At 61.0% G+C, this 14,580-nt stretch carries 8 protein-coding genes; 3 read left to right on the top strand and 5 right to left on the bottom strand.

What is annotated here, in order from left to right:
• Positions 1 to 86 precede the first annotated feature (86 nt).
• Genes glgB through RL_RS36455 form a run of 3 tightly spaced genes read right to left on the bottom strand, consistent with a single transcriptional unit; the run spans position 87 to position 8,800 of the window.
• Positions 87 to 2,297 (bottom strand): 1,4-alpha-glucan branching protein GlgB, encoded by a 2,211-nt coding sequence (gene glgB / locus RL_RS36465; RefSeq protein WP_011649463.1) that lies wholly within the window; start codon positions 2,295 to 2,297, stop codon positions 87 to 89.
• The gene (gene treS / locus RL_RS36460; protein ID WP_011649462.1) at positions 2,294 to 5,575 is read right to left on the bottom strand and encodes a maltose alpha-D-glucosyltransferase; all 3,282 of its coding nucleotides are present in this window, start codon (positions 5,573 to 5,575) and stop codon (positions 2,294 to 2,296) included. The genes glgB and treS overlap by 4 nt, the downstream gene beginning before the upstream one ends.
• Positions 5,576 to 8,800: an alpha-1,4-glucan--maltose-1-phosphate maltosyltransferase gene (locus tag RL_RS36455; RefSeq protein ID WP_041937030.1), complete on the bottom strand. Its 3,225-nt coding sequence runs from the start codon at positions 8,798 to 8,800 to the stop codon at positions 5,576 to 5,578.
• 693 nt (positions 8,801 to 9,493) lie between these two features.
• Between RL_RS36455 and RL_RS36445 the strand changes: the two genes are divergently transcribed.
• The 3 genes from RL_RS36445 (at position 9,494) to RL_RS36435 (ending at position 12,085) form a co-directional block, all read left to right on the top strand.
• On the top strand, positions 9,494 to 10,375 hold the full coding sequence (locus tag RL_RS36445; protein ID WP_011649459.1) for an MBL fold metallo-hydrolase: 882 nt from the start codon (positions 9,494 to 9,496) through the stop codon (positions 10,373 to 10,375).
• A gap of 21 nt (positions 10,376 to 10,396) precedes the next feature.
• Positions 10,397 to 11,167, top strand: coding sequence for a phosphotransferase enzyme family protein (locus tag RL_RS36440; RefSeq protein ID WP_011649458.1), 771 nt, complete (start codon positions 10,397 to 10,399; stop codon positions 11,165 to 11,167).
• A 120-nt stretch (positions 11,168 to 11,287) separates the two neighbouring features.
• Positions 11,288 to 12,085, top strand: a complete 798-nt coding sequence (locus RL_RS36435) for a 2-keto-4-pentenoate hydratase (protein ID WP_244432420.1) — start codon at positions 11,288 to 11,290, stop codon at positions 12,083 to 12,085.
• Between the two features lie 442 nt (positions 12,086 to 12,527).
• On the opposite strand, the gene RL_RS36425 is transcribed toward RL_RS36435, so the two are convergent.
• Together RL_RS36425 and corA are read right to left on the bottom strand one after the other, a co-directional pair.
• Entirely contained in the window at positions 12,528 to 13,361 is an 834-nt protein-coding gene (locus tag RL_RS36425; protein ID WP_011649456.1) for a DUF4118 domain-containing protein, read from the bottom strand.
• Between the two features lie 145 nt (positions 13,362 to 13,506).
• Positions 13,507 to 14,550 carry a magnesium/cobalt transporter CorA gene (corA, locus tag RL_RS36420; RefSeq protein WP_011649455.1) on the bottom strand — a complete coding sequence of 348 codons (1,044 nt, stop codon included), beginning with the start codon at positions 14,548 to 14,550 and terminating at the stop codon, positions 13,507 to 13,509.
• Positions 14,551 to 14,580: the final 30 nt, after the last annotated feature.

Raw genomic sequence — 14,580 nt, 5'->3', positions numbered from 1 at the left:
GTGAAACCGCCACCGAGATGACTGTCTATGGTCGTCTCAGGTGACGATGGAACCGTGACCGAGATGACCGTTCCGCGGCCGCGCGGTCAGGGCGACGGCCCCTGCAGAAAAATCGTCGATAGCGGCGGCAGCGTCAGGGACAGGGAGACGGGCCTGCCATGGGCGGGCACGGGTTCGCTCGACACCGCGCCGTTGACCAGGCCCGAGCCTCCATATTCCCGCGCATCCGTCGTTATCCGCTCGATCCACACACCGTCACTGGGCACACCGATCCTGTAGCCGTAACGCGGCACCGGTGTGAAATTTGACATGACCAGCACCGACGAAGCGCGGTCGGGCGCATAACGGAGCATGCCGAGGACGGAATTGACGGCGTCGTCGGCTGCCGCCCATTCAAAACCCTCGGAATGAAAGTCGCCGAACTGCAATGCCGGCTCGTCCCCGTAAAGGCCGTTCAGATCCTTCACCAGCCGCTGGATCCCCACATGCTGAGGCTGGTCCAGCACATCCCAGGTCACCGACCCGTCGTGATTCCACTCGCTCGGCTGAGCGATTTCGCTCCCCATGAACAAAAGCTTCTTGCCGGGATGGCCCCACATGAAGGCGAGGTAGCTGCGCAGATTGGCGAATTTCTGCCATTCGTCGCCCGGCATCTTCGTCAGCAGCGAGCCCTTTCCGTAGACGACCTCGTCATGTGAAATCGGCAGAATGAAGCGTTCGGAATAGGCATAGATCATGCCGAAGGTCATCGTGCCGTGGGCGTAACTCCGGTAAATCGGATCCTTCTCGATGTAGCTCAGGCTGTCATGCATCCAGCCCATGTTCCATTTGATGTCAAAACCCAGCCCCCCTTGCTCCGGCGGCTTCGTCACCCCGGGCCAGGCCGTCGATTCCTCGGCGATCGTCATCGCGTGCGGGCAGCGCTCGTGAATGATGCTGTTCAGGTGCTTGAAGAATTCGACCGCTTCCAGATTCTCGCGACCGCCATATTGGTTGGGAATCCATTCGCCCTCGTTGCGGCTGTAGTCGCGGTAGAGCATCGAGGCAACGGCGTCGACCCGCAAACCGTCGATATGGTAGCGCTCCAGCCATTCCAGCGCGCTGGCGATCAGGAAGCCCTTCACCTCGTTGCGGCCGAGATTGTAGATCAGCGTGTTCCAGTCGCGGTGAAAGCCTTCGCGCGGATCTTCGTGCTCGTAGAGCGCGCTGCCGTCGAAGCGGGCAAGCCCCCAGACATCTGTGGGGAAATGGGCCGGCACCCAGTCGAGGATGACGCCGAGCCCGGCGCCATGGCACCGGTCGACGAAATAAGCGAAATCCTCAGGCGTCCCGTATCGGCCGGTGGGAGCGAACAGACCGAGCGGCTGATAGCCCCAGGAGCCGCCGAACGGATGCTCCATGATCGGAAGCAGCTCGATATGGGTGAAGCCCATGTCGCTGACATAGGGAACCAGCCGCTGGCTGAGTTCGACCCAGTCGAGCGACCTGTTGCCGTCCTTTTGATCGCGAAGCCAGGAGCCGACGTGCACCTCATAGACGGAGAACGCGCCCTCCAGCCTGTCTTGCCGGGACCGGCCCTTCATCCAGCCGTCATCGGTCCATCGAAACGGCGTCGACGATGCGACGATAGAGGCGGTGGATGGGGCGGCCTCGCTCGCCCTCGCCACCGGATCGGCCTTCTGCGGAAGGCAGGTCCCCTCAGCATCGACGATCTCGAACTTGTATCTTTCGCCGGGTGCCAGCCGGGGGATGAACAGCTCCCATACGCCCGCCGACGGTCTCAGCCGCATCGGGTTTCGCCGCCCATCCCAGGCGTTGAAGTCGCCGACAACCGAGACGCGGCGCGCATTCGGAGCCCAGACGGCGAAACGAACGCCAGATATCCCGTCGATCGACATAGCCACCGCGCCGAGCGTCCGGCTGAGACTGTAGTGGGTGCCCTCCGATATCAGATGAAGGTCGAGCTCTCCGAGCAGCAGACCGAAACTGTAGGGGTCCTCGGTTATCTGAACTGCATCCGGCCATGTGATCCGCAGCCGGTATCCCGTCCTCGAGGCGACCGTCGCCGCAAACAAGCCGGACGGGTGGGCGATGCTGAACGGTGCAACCACCCGGCCGCTCGTCGCATCGATGAGATCGACCGCTTCCGCACCGGGCAGGTAGACCCGCACGATCGTCATGCCGCCGCTTTGGTGGGGGCCGAGGATCGAAAAGGGATCGCCATGGCGCCCCTCGATCAAGGCCCATAGCGCATCCTGTCCGATGCCCGCCAGAAGTTCCGAGCGCTCAACATTCATGCTGTGACCCCCGCCAGACGCGATACGATTTCGGTAAGGCCGGATAGCGGGATCGGAAGCCATTTCGGCCTGTTGCGAGCTTCGTAGGCGATCTCGTAGGCGGCCTTTTCGAGAAGAAAAGCATCGAGAATCCTCCGTCTTTGATCGGGCGGCATGTCAAGCTCTTTCGATACGGAGACCGCCTGCGAATAGGCATCCAGAAAGGCCTCCTCGGCATTGCGCCCGAAGCGAGCGATCGCCTCGCGGCGAACCTCGTTGTCGTGTTCGATGACCGCGTCGTTATCGAGCTGCGCGGTGGCCACGAGATAGCTCAGCGATCTCAAAAGCCCGGCGACATCACGCAACGGGTTCGTCTTGGCGCGGCGCTCGGTCAGGTTTTTCGCGGGCTCGCCCTCGAAGTCGATGATGACGGCATCACCCTCGCTGACGAGGATCTGGCCAAGATGGAAGTCGCCATGCGTGCGTGTCATCAGCGTATAGCGGGAGCTCTCCGCCAGCGTCCCGGCGAGCTCTGCGAGTTCGGAACGACGCTCGAGAAGCGGTGCTGCGAGCAGGTCGATTGCGGGATCGGCATTCTCGTCGCGTTCATCGAGCTTCGACATGGCATAGGCGAGTTCCCCGACAACGGCCTTCCTCATCGCCTCGACCTCGCTGTCGCCAGCAACCACCGGGCTGAAGGCCTCGTCTCCGGTCTTCGCAGCGAGCACGACATGCAATTCGCCGAGCCTGAGACCCACCATCGCGACGAAGCTGATCAGCGACCGGAAGACGTCGTCGTCTGGTTGGACCGCCGGATCGTTCAGGACCAGTTCGTCGGCCCCGCGGCGCAGATTGTTCAGCATCCAGTTCCAGGCGTCACCCTGATTGCGGATCGCGCCCTGGACGATGATCAAGGTGGAACGGCGTCCGCTGGAATCGGTATGCGCGACCTCGCCGAGCAGCGGCGCTGTGTGGTCATAGCCGGCGCGGGTGAGATAGCGCGTCATCTCGACTTCCGGATGGATGCCCGGGAAGATGTGCCTGATCAGTTTGATCATCGCTACGTCGCCGACGAGCAGCGAGCTGTTGGACTGTTCAGCCGATAGCCAATGCACCGGCAGCTCACCTGAGATATCGAGACTGTCGAGCTGTTCTGTCCCAAGGAATTCGAGCGTGCCGGTCCGGCCGGTGGTGCGCGAGCGGTCGCGAAGTCCGTGCAGAATGCCGCGCGCCATTGCCTCCACGGCGAATCCATCTGTGAGGAAACCGACGCGTCTACCTTGGCGAATCCTCCCAAGCGCAAGCTGCTGGGCAAGCGCGGAAGGGTGGGCATCGTCCCAGGCGACCGCGAGCGGCAGTTGGTAGGATTCGCTGTGGTTCGGCAGCACGACCTCCAACTCGCCGAGGACGACACCGTCGGCGAATGGGATTGGTGTCACGGAGATCAGTCGGGCGGCCTGAAGCGGCTGGTCCTTTGCCCCGAACCATCGCCTCCTGGAGAGATAGGCGGGCAAGATTTCGCCGCTCAGGATACGTGCATGACCCGGTTCATCCACGAGGTCGAGCAGGCTACGCCGGAGGACCATCGTCAACAGATCGGGAAGCTGTTCCGGCGGTGCGGTGCGCCACGCCGGCGGATCGGCATCAGCCGTCAGCTGGAACCAGAAGAAACCGTAGGGCGGCAAGGTCAGAAGATAGGTCAACTGGCCGATCGGCGGAAACGGCGACATGCCGGTCAGTTCAATGGGAACGCGCCCCTCGAAGCTCGACAAGTCGAGTTCGACGGCCTGGGGCAGCCGCGAGAGACTGGCAACACAAAGCAAGACCTCGCCTTCATACTCCCTGAGATAGGCAAGGATCTTGCGATTTTCCGGTGAAAGGAACCGCAGCGTGCCACGCCCGAAGGCGGGATGCCTGCCGCGCAACGCCAACATTCTGCGCGTCCAGTTGAGCAGCGAATGCGCGTCTGTGCTCTGCGCCTCGACGTTGACGGCTTCAAAGCCATAAAGCGGGTCGGCGACGGGCGGCAGGACGAGACGCGCCGGATCTGCCCTGGAGAAACCGCCATTGCGGTCCGGAGACCATTGCATCGGCGTCCTCACCCCATCCCGGTCGCCGAGATAGATATTATCGCCCATGCCGATCTCGTCACCGTAATAGATCACCGGCGTTCCCGGCATCGAGAGAAGAAGCGCGTTCATCAGCTCGATCCGCCGGCGGTCGCGCTCCATCAACGGCGCCAGGCGCCGCCTTATGCCGAGATTGATGCGGGCACGTTTGTCGGATGCATAGGTCTCCCAGAGATAATCCCGCTCGGCGTCGGTCACCATTTCGAGCGTCAGCTCGTCGTGGTTGCGAAGGAAGATCGCCCATTGGCAGTTGTCTGGAATCTCCGGCGTCTGGCGCAGGATATCGGTGATCGGAAACCGGTCCTCCTTGGCGATCGCCATATACATGCGCGGCATCAACGGGAAGTGGAAGGCCATGTGGCATTCGTCACCCTCTCCGAAATATTCGCGTGTGTCCTCTGGCCATTGATTGGCCTCGGCAAGCAGCATCACGCCGGGATGGGTGGCATCGAGCGCGGCGCGTATGCGTTTGAGGATCGCGTGGGTTTCCGGCAGGTTTTCGTTGATCGTCCCCTCGCGCTCGACGAGGTAGGGGATCGCGTCGAGACGAAAACCGTCGATGCCGGTTTCCAGCCAGAAGCGCATCACCCTCAGCAATTCCTCCATGACAAGGGGACTATCGAAATTGAGGTCGGGCTGATGGGAATAGAAGCGGTGCCAGTAGTAGGCGCCGGCGACGGCGTCCCATGTCCAGTTGGATTTTTCCGTATCGATGAAAATGATCCGCGTTTCCGGAAATTTCTGATCGGTATCGGACCAGACGTAGAAGCCGCGCTCTGGCGATCCCGCCGGCGCCTGGCGCGCACGCTGGAACCAGGGATGCTGATCGGAGGTGTGATTGATGACGAGTTCGATGATGACGCGGATATTGCGCTGGTGGGCGGCGTCGACAAAAGCCTGGAAGTCCTCGACCGTCCCGTAATCGGGACTGACACTGCCATAGTCGGCGATGTCGTAGCCGTCGTCTCGGCGCGGAGAGGGAAAGAAAGGCAAAAGCCAGATGGCATTGACGCCGAGGGCTGCGATGTGATCGAGCTTCTGGTGCAGGCCGGCGAAATCGCCGACCCCGTCGCCATTGGCGTCGTAGAACGACTTGATGTGCAGTTGGTAGATGATCGCATCCTTGTACCAGAGCGGCTGCGGCGCGCTATCTGCATTCATCGTGTCCATTCATGCCTCCCTTGAGCGAATACGCCAGATCGCATAGGGCAGGACCTCAGGATTGAGACTGATGCTCTGCCATTTGCCGGTCCACTTGAAACGATGCCCGCCGATCAGATCTTCGGCATCCAGCGAGCCGCCGTCGCCCAGCGACCACTGCCAGAGCGGCAGCTCGACGTCGCTTTGCTGGAAATTGTGGGGGTCGAGGCTGATGGCGATCAGCAGGACGTTGTCGCGGGCACGGCTTGCCTTCTCGAAAAACAGGATATTGTCATTTCGCGCATTCAGCAGCGTCAGCCCGAGATGCGAATGCAGCGCGGTGTTTTCGTTCCGGATGCGATTGAGCGTCCTGATTTCGGCGATGATATTGCCCGGCCGGTCGTAGTCCCAGGCGCGGATTTCGTATTTCTCGCTGTCGGCATATTCCTTGCGCTTGGCATCGGGACGCCCCTCGCAAAGTTCAAAACCGTTATAAACGCCCCACAATCCCGAAAGGGTGGCGGCAAGTGCTGCGCGGATCAGGAAGGCCGGGCGCGGCGCGTTCTGCAGGAAATCCGGATTGATATCATGGGTGTTGACGAAGAAATGCGGGCGGAAGAATTCCTTCGGCGCCGCCTCCGTCAGCTCCCGCATATATTGCTCGAGCTCCCACTTGGCATTGCGCCAGGTGAAGTAGGTATAGGACTGGGAGAAGCCGATCTTTGCCAGCCGGTACATAACCTTCGGCTTGGTGAAGGCTTCCGACAGGAAGACGACATCGGGATGGCGGCCCCTGATATCGCCGATCAGCCATTCCCAGAACGGAAAGGGCTTTGTGTGCGGATTGTCGACACGAAACAGCTTGACGCCCTGGTCCACCCAAAGCTGGACGACATCCCTGAGCTCCACCCACAACGAAGGCAGCGCATCTCTTGTGTAGAAATCGACGTTGACGATGTCCTCGTATTTCTTCGGCGGGTTTTCGGCATATTTGATCGTGCCATCGGGACGCCAGTCGAACCAGCCGGGATGCTCCTTCAGCCAGGGATGATCCGGCGACGCCTGGATTGCGAGGTCGAGAGCAATCTCCAGGCCATGCCGGCCTGCCTCCTCCACCAGCCGACGGAAATCCTCGAACTCGCCGAGCTCGGGATGGATGGCGTCATGGCCGCCCTCCTCGGAGCCGATGGCATAGGGACTTCCGGGGTCGCCCGGTCCGGCTTTCAGGCTGTTGTTGCGGCCTTTCCGGTTGGTCGAGCCGATCGGATGAATCGGCGGGAAATAGAGCACGTCGAAGCCCATGTCACGGATGACGGGCAGTCGCGGGATGACGTCGTCGAAGGTGCCGTGCCGGTCCGGATCGCCGCTCTGCGAGCGCGGGAAGATCTGGTACCAGCTGGCAAAGGCAGCTTCCTTGCGTTCGGCATCGACGGCGCTTGCCGTCGAGCGAAGCCGAAACGGCCGCTTGTCCGCCTTGTTCATCAATTCCAATGTTCCGGCATCGAGCAGAATTGTCGTGCGCTCGGCATCGGACGCCCTTTCGAGACTGTCGACGAGGGCCTTTAATTCGGCGCGGAGCGCGGCACCTGCATGCACCTCAGCCGAGCGGACGAGGTTCAACCCCTCCTGCAGTTCGAGCTTCAGGTCCAGCCGGGCATCGTTCTTCTTCATCAGCTCGTAGCGAAAGATCGCAAACGCGTTCTTCCACGCCTCGACGGCAAATTCGTAGCGTCCAATGCGCTCCAGCAGGAATTCGGCGCGCCAGCGGTCGTTTTCGACCAGTTGCATCTCCGTCTCGTTCCAATCCGGCGCATCGAGCGGCCGCCAGAGCAGGACTGCGGCGATCGGGTCGTGGCCGTCGGCGAATATATCCGCCTCGACGGTGACGGTGTCGCCGACCACCCGCTTGACGGGAAAGCGCCCGCCGTCGACCTGCGGCATGATGTTTTCGATGGCGAGCCGCGGCGACGCCGTCGCCTGAGCGACGTCGAGGATCTGCCGGGATGTGATCGGCGCCGGCGCCTTGCCTTCGACCACCAGGGTCTCCCCTGCCCGCAGCCGCAGAGCCGTCCCGTCGGCTGCGGCGGGCAGAAAACCGGAGGCCGCTTCGCGCAGTGCGGTCACTGGAGCGAGCGCACTTTTCCGAAGGTCCCTGTTGAGCAGGATGAACCGCACATTCTCGGTGCTACGAAGGTCTTCCGCCTCAGACTGCAGCAGCGCTGAGACCGGTCCGTTGGCGTTGCGGATGAGCCGAAGCGATGATGCAAGCGCATGGGGAGCCTTGCCGATCTCCGTGTTCGCAAGGCGAATTTCGGAGGAGATATCGAAAGCGAGATCGTGGCGCAGCCCCCGCAAACCCGTTCCATTCCCATGGGTCGGATCGAGCGGTGTGGCGGCGCCATATTCGAAGCCCATCGGAACCATCAGGCCGCCGCCGAGCGAGGCGGCAAGGCGCAGCGCCCTTATGGCGCGTCGTTCGAGGATTTCGCGACTCTCCGTTCCGTGTGCGATCCGCCTGGCGAATGGCGGTTCCGGAAAAGCGATCTGCCAGCCGAGCGGCTTCTGGACCCGGTGTTCTTCGACGAACCATCTCTCGTCGAAATCCCACCAGGCCATCGATGAAAAACATCCGTCGAAGCCTGTATTCTTGACCGCGCTCCTCGCCCCAAAATCAGTGCCGGGCGTCCAGGCGAGAAATTGCGCGTCCGCCTTCTCGCGCACCGCCGAAATCAACGATTTGAACGCCGCCGGCGCAATGCGATCAATCCCAAGCGCCCGGTAGCCGGAGAGGCCGAGATCGGCCAGCCCCCGCAGCCGTTCGGCCCATTCTTCCAACAGCCGGGATCGAGACTCCGCCCCCATCGCAGTCATCGGCTCCGCCGGGTCCAATGGCGAGAGCCTTGGATCGACCGGGCGAAAGCCTGCCTTGGGATCCCGGGCCTTGCCGTCGAGCATCAGGTCCATCATCAGGGCGACGCCGCTCTTGCGGGCAGCGTCCGTCAGGCGCGCCACCCCATCCTCCACTGCACTTCCGAGCGACAGTTGAGGATCGAGGCGCTTCAGATTTTGGGACGCAAAGATGCTGCGCTCCCCGCCCCGATCGAAGAGAGGTGCGGTCAGCACACGATCGAAACCGGTATCCGCAGCATGGTCGAAAACCTCGCGCCACGCATCGATACCCTGAAGAAGGAGTGGATTGACATAATAGATCCGGGGTGGGGTGCTCAACACACCCTGGTTTGGAGAGATTGACATCGGCCGCCGCTCGAGTTTGGTTTGAAGGCAAACTTCCGTTGGCCGCGGTTGTTCCACTGAAACTGCCAATTCGCGATGTGCAGACATCGTCGGCCGCACTGGCGCCGGATCGATGGGATGCGCTCCGTTCGCGCATCAAAGGCCCTGGATTTCCGCAGACGGACCTTGAAGGTTTGTGCCGTATTTGGATAGTCTTCCGCTTCCCGGGAGGGTGACCCATTTGGCTGCTGACTGCGCACCATTGCTTCGATCGATACGCCTTAGCGCCGCCCTGTCGGCTTGCGCACTGTGCCTCGCCTCCTGGAGCATAGAGACCGATCGATCCACTGAAGACACGCATGGCCTGTTCGAAATCCGCGAGGAGGCCAGGCGCTTCATTTCGCAGGAGAACGCCAAGGGGCATCAGCAATGGGACGCGCTGGAGCCTAACATGAAGACGCTGGTTCCCCGATGCGCGGTTCCGCTCGAAACACGGTGGACGCCGAAGAGCTATGGCCGCTCGAAACCGAGCGTGATGGTCATATGCACGGCCTCGGTGCCCAACACCGTGATGAGACGTTGGGATGTACATGTTCCGGTAGAGCGGAAGCCAAATCAGACGGGAAGCCCCGCCCCGTTCTGAAAGAGCAGGCGCCCGAACGGGACTTGATGTATCCGAATGAATCACTGCGATTGCAATAAAGGCGACCAGACGTGAATCCATCGGTGGAATTGTGTTCATATCCCGAACTCGATGATCGAATCGTGATCGTCAGGGCGGGGGACGAAGTTGATGCCGTGTTCGTCCGGACCGAGAGGTTCAATGTGCTGATCGATACGCTCGGCACGCCCGAACTCTGCATGGCGGCGCTGGACCTGCTCGAGGCACAGACAAACGCTCGTCCGCTGATCGTGATCAATTCGCACATGGATTGGGATCATTTCTGGGGAAATGCCGCCATTGTGGGGCGCGCTCCGATTATCGCGCATGCCGCCGCGCTCGACCGCTTAGGCGACCCTTCCGCACAGGAGATCCTGAGGGACAAGGCGAGCCAGGAGTCGAGGTTCCGGAACGTCGACCTCATCGGCCCCGATATCACCTTCTCCGGCTCGATGACCCTCAACGGCGGCGATCTGACGCTGGAACTCATTCATACGCCAGGACACACGCCCGACCATATCGCTGTATGGATTCCCGAACTTCGCATCTGCCTGGCCGTCGACGCGGTGGAATACCCCATCCCCGAAGTCTGGAGCAAAAATGCAGACGACCTTCGCTTGATCCGCTCCTCGCTCGAGCGGATACGTGACCTCGATGCAAGACTGGTTATCCCTGCGCACGGCCGGACGTACTCTCCTTCGGCGGTGGATAAGAACCTCGACTATTTCCAAGCCCTGGCCGATCGTGTCGGCAGTTTGAGCGAGAGCCAGGTGGCCGATCCGCAACTCGGCGGTTCAAGCGACCTGCGGCTTGAAGACTTCGTCCCCATCCCCGACGGAATGCCTTCCGACGTCGTGGCGTTCTACCGGAACTGCCATGAGACAAACCTTGGCGCGACCGTTCAGGCCCATATCGAAAAGCTGAAATTCGCATAGAGGACGTCTGGAGACCGGAAAATGAAACTATTGGAGGGCGGACGAACCGGGCAGATCTGGCGTGACGGCAACACCGTGATCAGGCCTTCCGGCGCATGGACGCCGACGGTGCACCGGTTTTTGCGCCATCTGAGCAGCAGAGGCTTTCCGGGAGCGCCTGATCCCATTGAAATAACCGGGAACCAGGAAGTCGTCAGTTATGTCGGCGGGCGCGTCTGCGAAGACTTGAGCGACCATTTTGTCGGGTCGGAGCGCATGCTGCTTTCCTCCGCCAGGCTTCTACGCGATTTTCACTCGGCATCTCAAGGGTTTATCGAATCGGACCGCGAGATCCAGACATGGATGCTGCCGCCCCAGGAGCCGCGCGAGATCATATGCCACGGCGACTATGCGCCCTACAACGTCGCTACGGCAGACCATGAGGCTGTCGGGATCATCGATTTCGATACCGCCCATCCCGCACCGCGCCTATGGGATCTGGCCTATTCGGTTTACCGCTGGGCGCCGCTCTCCGATCCCGCCAATCCCGACGTGACCTTCGGCCTCGACGATCAGCTCCGGCGGGCGGAGGTCTTTTGCACGGCCTATGGGGCGACGGCGGAGGAACGGCTCCAGCTCCCCGAGATGATCTGCCGGCGGCTTCAGGCGCTCATCGATTTCATGCTGGCAAGAGCGGCGGCCGGAGATGAGACATTCGTGGAGGACATGGTTGCAGGAGATGCTCAGCTGTATTCGAGCGACATGGACTATGTTCGAAGGCATCAGGATCGGCTGCTGAATGCCCTGTGCTGACGGAAGGATAGTCTGGCCATCGGACAAGCCCTGGGACCACTATGACATTTTAATCTCACGCGCCCGCCCAGCGCATGGAATAGCTATGGGCTGATCTCCATTCTTAACAGCATCCAAAACTTGCTGAACGGATATGGAGTTACTGTGATGTACTTCGGACTCAAAGACACCACGGCCGAAATCCTTGCCAAAAGTCGTCTGCATGATGCGCTTTGCGACCTGCCGCTCGATCTGATCGACTCCGAGCGGGAGGCCTATGACATCCAGGCCCTAGCCCAGGACGCTCTCGGATTTGAGCGCAAGGGATACGCTATCGTCGGATCCAGCGAGTCCGCCCGCCGTGCGCTGGGGCTCACCAAGCCGATTTATTCGGCGATCCCGGCTCTCGCGCTTGCATCCGCAACGGCGGTGTTTCGATTGCCGCCGGGCGTCATCGGCGCCCAGTGCGAATTTACATTCACGATGCGGCGAGCATTTCCTGATGCTGACGAGCCCATTTCGCTGGAAACCGTTGCCGATGCTGTTGCTGCATGCCGGCCGGCAATCGGCATCATCGGACGTCGCACGGGTCGGGCGTTCGCCGGCGACAATTCCGCGATCGCAGATTTTGGTCTGCACGTCGCGACCGTTCGGGGCAGTCAGACGGCTGAGGTCGATCTCTCCGCGCTTGGGAAGCTCGACGTCAATGTCTTCCTGTTCAGGGAGGTCGGGATTTCGGGAAATGCATCATCTGTTATGGGGCATCCCCTGAACGCTGTGGCCTGGCTGGCTGGCGCCCTCTCCTCTCGTGGCAAGCAACTTCAGACCGGCGATGTCGTCGCGACGGGCGCCTGCACGAGGGTCCTCCGCGTTCATGCGGGACAGCATGTTGCCGCCGATTTCGGGCCGCTGGGCCAAGTCGAATGCATTTTCGAGTAGCCGGGAGAGAAGGTTAGCATATGCGTCCCCAACAGAAACCATTCGTCGTGGAGATCAGAAAAAGTCGGCGCCGAAAGGAAGCGTCGTCACCTTCATGCGAACGTGCCCCAGAGTCCCTGACCGCGACAGATGCGACCAAGCAACAGGGCGAGAAAGATCGTCGCCCGGACAGGCCGGTCTGATGGTCAGCCGAAGCATCCCTCATGAGTACTTCATCCTTTCGGGCATTCGCGCGGACGGCCCCGTCGTCGCGCAAGTTTCCGGCAGAGCCGTTGCAACGTCTGTCTTCGACGCACATGGGCGTCGCTACCGCTTCGTTGGCGTCGCGAAGCGGGATCCAGCAGGCAGGATCGATGTGCTGTCCCTAAAGCCGGGAGAATGGATCGTCTCGCCCAATCTCATATATGAGGCAGCCTGAGAGGCGTGGTCCCGCATGAGCATCTCAGGCATTGCAGCGGTCGATCGTTGCGGCAAGAACGAGACCCATCATCCCGACCGTCGCATCGGGATTGGCCGGACGACGCTCCGGATCGAACGCAACCCCGATGACGACGGCCCGGTTGGTTGAACTTTGAGCCGGCCAGAAATCGAACCGGGATTCGTCGAATGGGTAAACGCCGCCGTTGACAATCGACTGCGACGTCATTGCAGTTCTTGCCGCCTCGGCTTCCATGGAAGAAAGGTTGCCCTCACCTTCAATCTTCAGGTGGTCGTCTTTCCCGGCGCGAATGACGACGACGGGCGCTTGAAAGAGAGAGACCAAGGCGGACCGAGTAAGACTTGTCGCTTCCCGTGCGGAGACTGCAGCAATCATCTGGCGAGCGTAAATCTGCAGCTTCTCCTCACGCCGGCGGTAGCGATCGAGTTCTGCTGCATCCCGCCTCCTCGTGGAGGCGATCGCGCTGGTTATGCAACCAACGATAAAGAGCAGAGCAATCGCCCAGATATTGGCTGTGTCCGCGACAGCAAGCGAAAAGCGGGGTTCTGTGAAGAAGAAATTGTATGCCAAGGCGCCGAGAAGTGCACAAAGCAGTGCTGGCCCGATGCCGAATGCCACGCTGCTGATGACGACCGGCAAGACGTAGATCAGCGATAGGTTCGGAATGGCCTCATATCGGTCGAAGCCGGCGGCAATCGCCGTGGCCATTACCGCCATAATGAAAGAAGCAAGATACTGAACTGCCAGCGGCACCTCGGAGAGGCCCACGTCATGCACGACAAACGGATCTGCAACAACGCCGGCTTGGCGATGGCCGAAATCTTTTTCCAGGGACATGACCGGATCCTCCTTACGGAGAGACATGGGCAGATCCGCATATCAATTCCATGCGGATGACAGATGAGATTTATAAAAACCTCATAAATGACGTCGATGGAAAAGGTCGTATATCGTTCGATGCGCGCGCTCAACCAGCGGCCGTTTAGAGCCACTTCTTCCGACGGAAGAAACCGAAGAGGCCCAGGCACAAGGTGATGATGACGCCAAGCACGACGAAATAGCCGTACTGGAATTTCAGCTCCGGCATATCGTTGAAATTCATCCCGTAGATACCGGCGATCGCGGTGGGAACGGCGAGGATTGCCGCCCACGCGGCGAGCTTGCGGGCGATCGCCGTCTGCTCCGTCTGGCCGATCATCACGCTGGCCTCGAAGGCGAAGGCAAGGACCTCGCGCAACGCATCGATATCTTCCTGAACCCGGCGCACGTGATCGGTCACATCGCGAAAGAGGGACTGGAGTGTGGGATCCATACCGGGAAGATCGATGTGCTCGTACCGCCGACAGACATCGACGAGCGGCACCACGGCGTTGCGCAGCCGCAGCAGCTTGCGCCGCAACAGGTAAAGCCGCTCGATGTCGGACTTTTCCAGCTGTTCGCGCAGCACCAAATCCTCGAGCTTCTCGACCTCCTCCTGCACGACCTCGATGACCGGCATGTAGTTGTCGACGATGAAATCGAGGATGGAATAGAGAATATAGTTCTCGCCATGGGCAAGTGCCGCCGGCGTGGCCTCGCATCGCTGCCGCACGGCCAGATAGGAGGACGAGTCGCCGTGGCGGACGGAAACGACATAACCGCGACCGACGAACAGATGCGTTTCGCCGAAGACGATTTCGTCATCCTTCATATGGGCGGTCCGGGCGACGATGAACATCGCGTCCCCATAAATCTCCAGCTTCGGGCGCTGGTGAGGCTGCGCTGCGTCCTCGATCGCCAGGGCATGGAGATTGAACTCGGCCTGAACCTGGTGCAGCAGCACTTCATCCGGCTCGTGCAGGCCAATCCAGACAACGGCATTCTCCCGGCTTCGCCATTCGCCGGCCTCTTCTATCCTGATGTCGCGAATGCGTTGCCCATGCTGGTAAACGGCGGCGGCCACGACGCCGGGCCGTTCATACGGAGGCGATGTGGTACCGCCACCTGCCTGCGCGAAATCGCTCTCCAGATCCTTCAGCCGTTCCAAATCCAGCTATCCTCTCCATCCCGCACCGGA

The sequence above is a fragment of the Rhizobium johnstonii 3841 genome, assembly GCF_000009265.1.
In the GTDB taxonomy this organism is placed as follows: Bacteria; Pseudomonadota; Alphaproteobacteria; order Rhizobiales; family Rhizobiaceae; genus Rhizobium; species Rhizobium acaciae.
Note: the sequence above shows the minus strand (reverse complement) of the source record. Positions and strands in the feature narration are given on the sequence as shown.